Here is a 6,342-nt window from a genome sequence, read left to right as displayed (position 1 = left end):
ATCGTCGATCCGCCGCACGATTCCAGTTGCTTTCAAACGAATTACCTCCAACTTTCAGGATCGGACGCCCGGCGTCCGGTTACATGGCTGCCCAGATTTTGCGGTCTGGGGGAATGACGTGCCGACAGATGGTATTATCCGCAAATTTTTCCTCGCTATGCCGACGGCGGGCTGGATATGTCTGGAAGTTATTTTTGAAGAAAATCCACGTAAAATCTGGCGTTTTTTTACAAAAGAACTGGAAAAATCTTGGTAAAATGCAAAACAAACTGGGGAAAACGACGAAAGTTCCGCAGCCTTTTTCGACAGGACTGTTCTTGACGGTATTTTTCACAAGAAGTATAATAAAATTGTCATACATCCATGAGCAAAATACCAAAGAAACCCGGAGGGATTTCAAGCCCCCCGCTGTGTGCCCCAATGGGAGCGGACCGGGGAAAAGGAGCTGCTGATACATGGCTAAAAAGGAACAGTCTGCCCGTTTTCACGCGGGGACATTGACAGACGGATGGAAATGGTTTGGCGCCCATCCGGCGGAAAAGCGCGGCAAGACCGGATGGGAATTTCGGGTGTGGGCGCCCCACGCCAAGGCGGTCTCCGTGGTGGGAGATTTCAATGACTGGAACCGCAGCGCCGCCCGGCTGCGGAAAAACGGAGAGGTCTGGGAGGGCTTTGTCCCGGACCTGAAGGTATATACCTCCTATAAGTATGCGGTGGAGGGTGCGGACGGCACCGTACACTTCAAGGCCGACCCCTATGGGTTCCATACGGAGACCCGGCCTGCCACCGCCAGCAAACTGTATGATCTCACCGGTTTCCGCTGGAGCGACGAGAAGTTCCGGGACCAGCAGGCCAAGCATCCGGTGTACGACTCTCCGCTCAATATCTACGAAGTTCATCTGAGCTCCTGGAAAAAGCGGGACAACGGGGATTTCATCGACTACAAGGACCTGGCAAAGGACCTGGCGGCCTACGTGAAGGACATGGGTTACACCGCCATCGAGCTGCTGCCGGTGACGGAGCACCCCCTGGATGACTCCTGGGGGTATCAGTGCACCGGCTACTTCGCCCCCACGTCCCGGTTCGGCACCCCCAAGGATTTTATGTGGTTTGTCAACCACATGCACAAAAACGGCATCGCCGTGCTGCTGGACTGGGTCCCTGCCCACTTCTGCAAGGACGAGCAGGGCCTCTACGAGTTTGACGGCACCTGCTGCTACGAGTACAGCGATCCCAACAAGCGGGAGCATGCCGCCTGGGGCACCCGGGTCTTTGACTACGGCCGGCCCGAGGTCAAGAGCTTCCTTCTCTCCTCCGCCCGGTTCTGGCTGGAGGAGTACCACATCGACGGACTGCGGGTGGACGCAGTGGCGTCCATGCTGTATCTGGATTACGACCGTCAGGGCGGTGCCTGGACCCCCAATAAATACGGCGGACATGAGAACCTGGAGGCCATCGAGTTCCTCCGGGAGCTCAACCAGATGGCCTTCTCCGTCAATCCCAACGTGCTGATGATCGCGGAGGAGTCCACCGCGTGGCCGCTGGTGACCCGTCCGCCGGAGGTGGGAGGCCTGGGCTTCAACCTCAAGTGGAACATGGGCTGGATGAACGACATGTGCCACTACCTCAAGCTGGACCCCTGGTTCCGGCAGGACCACCACCGGGACATCACCTTCTCCATGATGTACGCCTTCTCGGAAAACTATGTGCTGCCCATCTCCCATGACGAGGTGGTTCACATGAAGGGCTCCGTGGTGGGGAAGATGCCCGGCGACTACGAAAATCAGCTCCGGTGCCTGCGGGGCTTTTATGCCTACCTCCTGGCCCATCCCGGCAAGAAGCTGCTCTTCATGGGCGCGGAGCTGGGCCAGTGGCACGAGTGGGACTCTGACGGCCAGCTGGACTGGTATCTGCTGGACCAGGAGCTCAACCAGAAGGTCCACCGCTTCTTCAAGGAGATCAACGCCTTCTACAAGAAGGAACCCGCCCTGTGGGAGATCGACTTCAGCTGGGAGGGCTTCGAGTGGCTGGTGCCCGATGACAACCACAACAACGTGGTGGTGTTCCTGCGCAAGGACAAGAAGGGACGGGACCTGATGTGCGCCGTCAACTTCTCTCCCAATACATACGAGAATTACCGGATGGGTGTGCCGCCTCACAGACGGTATGTGCCCGTGTTCAACACCGACGATCCCGCCTACGGCGGCGACGGCTTCGGCGATACGGAGGCGGTGGCAGTGGAGGCCATCCCCTCCCATGGAAAAGAATACTCCGCGGCGATCCGGATCCCCGCCTTCGGCGCGGTGTTTCTCAGAGGCGAGGGGACGCTCCCCAAGCCCCGGAAGAAAAAACAGGTAAAAGAGGTTCAGACAGTCAAAGCAAGTGTAAAAGAGGCAAATGAGGCAAAGGAGCTGGAGAAGACATGAAAAAAGAATGTATCGCCATGCTGCTGGCAGGCGGCCAGGGAAGCCGCCTGTACGTGCTCACAGGCGAGATGGCCAAGCCCGCCGTGGCATTTGGCGGCAAGTATCGCATCATCGACTTTCCCCTGTCCAACTGCACCAATTCCGGCATTGACACCGTGGGCGTCCTGACCCAGTACCGCCCGCTGGAGCTCAACAGCTACATCGGCAGCGGCGTGCCCTGGGATCTGGACAATTCCACCGGCGGCGTACATATCCTGCCCCCCTACATGGGCAGCAAGGGCGGTACCTGGTACAAGGGCACCGCCAACGCCATCTATCAGAACATGGGCTTTATCGACCTGTACGATCCGGACTACGTGGTGGTCCTCTCCGGCGACCACATCTACAAGATGGACTACTCCCGAATGGTGGAGCGCCACAAGGCCGCCGGCGCCGCATGCACCATCTCCGTCATGGAGGTGCCATGGGAAGAGGCGCCCCGGTTCGGCATCATGAGCGTGGATGAAAACGACCTCATCACAGAGTTTGCCGAAAAGCCCAAGGAGCCCAAGAGCAACCTGGCCTCTATGGGCATCTACGTTTTCACCTGGCAGACGCTGCGCAAGTACCTCACGGAGGACGAGGCCGATCCCAACTCCGAAAACGACTTCGGCAAGAACGTGATCCCCGCCATGCTGGGCAACGGCGAGGTCACCCGGCGGGGCAGGGGCGAGGTCATGGCGCCCTACCGCTTCAGCGGCTACTGGAAGGACGTGGGCACACTGGAGTCCTTGTGGGACGCCAATATGGATATGCTCTCTCCCGAGTCCGGACTGGATCTGCTGGACGAGTCCTGGCCCATTTATGCCAGGTCCGTCAACGCGCCGCCGGCCTTCCTGGGGGCAAGATCCCGGGTGTTCCACAGCGCATTCAACCGCGGCAGCGACATTGAGGGCATTGTGGAAAACTCCGTCCTTTCCCCGCAGGTCAACATCGGCGAGGGCGCCCGGGTAAGCTACTCCGTGCTGCTGCCCGGCGCAGTGGTGGAACCCGGTGCGGTGGTGGAGTATGCCATCCTGGGCGAGAACTGCCGCATCGGCCGCAACTGCCGGGTGGGCGGTACGCCGGAGAACACGGCACCCGCGCCCTGGGGGCTGACGGTATTGGCGCCCAACTGCGTCCTGGCGGAAGGGCAGACGGTGGCGCCCGGCATCATGCTGGACCGTGACGGCAAGGAGGTATCCAGAAAATGAAAGGAATGCACGGAATTATCTTTTCGTATGAAAAGCGCAACGATCTGCGGGAGCTGGGTGAGATCCGCTCCGCATCTTCCATTCCCTTCGGCGGCCGCTACCGGGCAGTGGATTTCTCTTTGTCCAACTTGGTCAATGCCGGCGTGACCGACGTGGGCGTGGTGCTCCACGGCCATTACCAGAGCCTGCTGGACCACTTGGGCACCGGCAAGGACTGGGACCTCTCCCGCAAACGGGGCGGATTGAAGATCCTGCCCCCCTTCGCCTACAAGCAGAAATGGGGCGAGACTGCCTTCCGGGGCAAGATGGAGGCCCTGGCCGGCGTGCGCAGCTACCTGGATACCATCCGGCAGGACTACGTAGTGCTGCTGGAGGGCGACCTGGTGGTGAACCTGCCCCTGGCGGAGATCTTTGAGACCCATCTCCAGTCCGGGGCGGACATCACCGTGGTCTGTGGCAACGACAGCTTCGCCACCGAAAACGGCACCTACTTCGAGCTGGACCACGGCGGCTGGGTCACGGATGTGCTCTACCACCTCCACAATCCCCGGGGCTATCGCGGACTGGAGGCCTACATCATCTCCACCCAGCTGCTCAAGGATCTGGTGGACGAGTGCTATGTCCACGATCAGTTCAGCTGGCGGCGGGACGTGCTTCAGGCCCGCAAGGACCAGCTCCGGCTCCACGCCTATGTCTGGAACGGCTTTGCCGCCCAGATCCGTTCTGTCCAGGAGTATTACGACCGCAGCATGCAGCTGCTCAACCCCGACATCCGGGCGGAGCTGTTCTGCCCGGAGCGGCCCATCCGGGCCAAGGGCGCCGACAAGTCCTCGGCCTACATCGGCCCCAACGGCGCCTGCATCAACTCCCTGGTGGCAGACGGCAGCTACATCGAGGGCAAGGTGGAAAACTCCATCCTGTTCCCCGGCGTGCGCGTAGAGGAGGGCGCGGTGATCCGCAACTGCGTGCTCTTCAAGGAGACAGTGATCCGCCGCAACGCGGAACTTGCCTATATCATTGCGGATAAGAACGTGGAGGTTCTGCCGGATCGGACGCTGATGGGACACTCCAGCTACCCCATCGTATTGGCCAAGGGAAGTGTGGTATAAGCCGTGCAAGGGGGAGGAAACTCCCCCTTGCCGTTTTCCCGCCGTGAAGGGACGGGGATTCCCATGTGTGGTTTCGGCGGAGTGATTCCGTCGATGGAAAGGAGAACAAAACGGATGAAAATTTTGTATGCGACCAGCGAAGCGGTGCCCTTTTGCAAAACCGGAGGGCTGGCGGACGTGGCGGGCTCCCTCCCGCCGGCGCTGGCGGCCGAGGGCGCGGAGATCGCCGTGGTGCTGCCGCTGTATCAGCGGGTGAAGGAGCGCTTCGGTGACCAGCTGAAATTTGAGTGCTACGACTATGTGGACCTGGCTTGGCGGCACAGCTACTGCGGCCTCTTCTCCCTGGAGCGGGAGGGCGTCACGTGGTACTTCCTGGACAACGAGCAATACTTCCGCCGCCCGGAGCTCTACGGCTACATGGACGACGGAGAGCGGTTCGGCTTCTTCTCCCGGGCCGTGGTGCGGATGCTGGGCCACTTCAAGTTCTGGCCCGACGTTATCCACTGCAACGACTGGCAGACCGCCCTGGTGCCCATCTATCTCAAAGACGACGGCGTCCGGGAGGACCGGTTCCGGAGTATCAAAACAACCCTTACCATCCATAATATTGAATACCAGGGCCGCTATGGAAAGGAGACCTTGGGCGATCTGTTCGGCCTGGACCACGGCTGGGCGGACGACGGCACCATTTTGATGGACGGCGACGTGAACCTGCTCAAGGGCGCCATCCTGTGCGCCGACGCGGTGAATGCTGTCTCTCCCACCTATGCCAACGAGCTGAAAATGTCCTACTTCGCCCACCGGCTGGAAAACGTCATGCGCCAGTGTGGCTACAAGCTCTCCGGCGTCCTCAACGGCATCGACCTCAAGCGGTACGATCCGGCCACGGATTCCCACATCACCGCCAATTACAGCAAGGACGACATGGCCGGCAAGAGCACTGACAAGGCCGCCCTCCAGCGGATGATGGGCCTGCGGGAAGAGCCCTATACCCCCATCGTCGCTATCGTCAGCCGCCTGGTGTCCCACAAGGGGCTGGACTTGATTTGCGAGGTGCTTCATGATATGATGGAGCTCCCGCTGCAGCTGGTGGTTCTTGGAAAAGGCGACCGGAAGTATGAGGACTTCTTTGGCTGGGCGGCCCAGCAGTACCCGGGCCGGATGGCGGTGCGCCTGGACTACAATGAGGATCTGTCCATGGCCATCTATGCCGGCGCCGATCTGTTCCTGATGCCCTCCAAGAGCGAGCCCTGCGGCCTCTCCCAGATGATTGCCATGCGCTACGGCACGGTGCCCATCGTTCGGGAGACCGGCGGACTGAAGGATACCGTCCAGCCCTATGAGGCCTGGCGGGACGCCGGCAACGGCTTCACCTTTGCAAACTACGCCAGCGGAGACATGCTCTATGTCATCCGGGAGGCGGTTTACCTTTACAAGGACTATCCCGACGCCTTCGCCCGCCTGCGCGGCCGCGCCATGGAGAGCGACTTCAGCTGGAAGCGCAGCGCCGGGGAGTATCTGCATATCTACTCCAACATCACCGGGCAGCCCTGGCCTCCCGTGTCTGCGGAGCCC

5 protein-coding genes are annotated in these 6,342 nt (G+C 60.5%); all 5 read left to right on the top strand.

All coding sequences use genetic code 11. The annotated features are described in order from the left end of the window. A partial coding sequence (locus QZL67_RS07875; protein ID WP_292920121.1) for a hypothetical protein occupies positions 1–256 on the top strand: 256 nt, incomplete at its 5' end. A gap of 199 nt (positions 257–455) precedes the next feature. Then, complete coding sequence (glgB, locus tag QZL67_RS07870; RefSeq protein WP_022290177.1) at positions 456–2,426, top strand: 1,4-alpha-glucan branching protein GlgB; 1,971 nt, start codon at positions 456–458, stop codon at positions 2,424–2,426. Beyond that, on the top strand, positions 2,423–3,658 hold the full coding sequence (locus QZL67_RS07865; RefSeq protein WP_022290176.1) for a glucose-1-phosphate adenylyltransferase: 1,236 nt from the start codon (positions 2,423–2,425) through the stop codon (positions 3,656–3,658). The genes glgB and QZL67_RS07865 overlap by 4 nt, the downstream gene beginning before the upstream one ends. Continuing rightward, positions 3,655–4,767: a glucose-1-phosphate adenylyltransferase subunit GlgD gene (glgD, locus tag QZL67_RS07860; protein WP_022290175.1), complete on the top strand. Its 1,113-nt coding sequence runs from the start codon at positions 3,655–3,657 to the stop codon at positions 4,765–4,767. The genes QZL67_RS07865 and glgD overlap by 4 nt, the downstream gene beginning before the upstream one ends. 114 nt (positions 4,768–4,881) lie before the next feature. After that, positions 4,882–6,342 (top strand): glycogen synthase GlgA (glgA, locus tag QZL67_RS07855; protein WP_292920119.1); only part of this gene is annotated, 1,461 nt, incomplete at its 3' end.

Source organism: Oscillibacter sp. CAG:155 (assembly GCA_000436875.1).
Classification (GTDB): Bacteria; Bacillota; Clostridia; order Oscillospirales; family Oscillospiraceae; genus Oscillibacter.
This window is presented reverse-complemented; position numbering and strand designations above follow the sequence as displayed.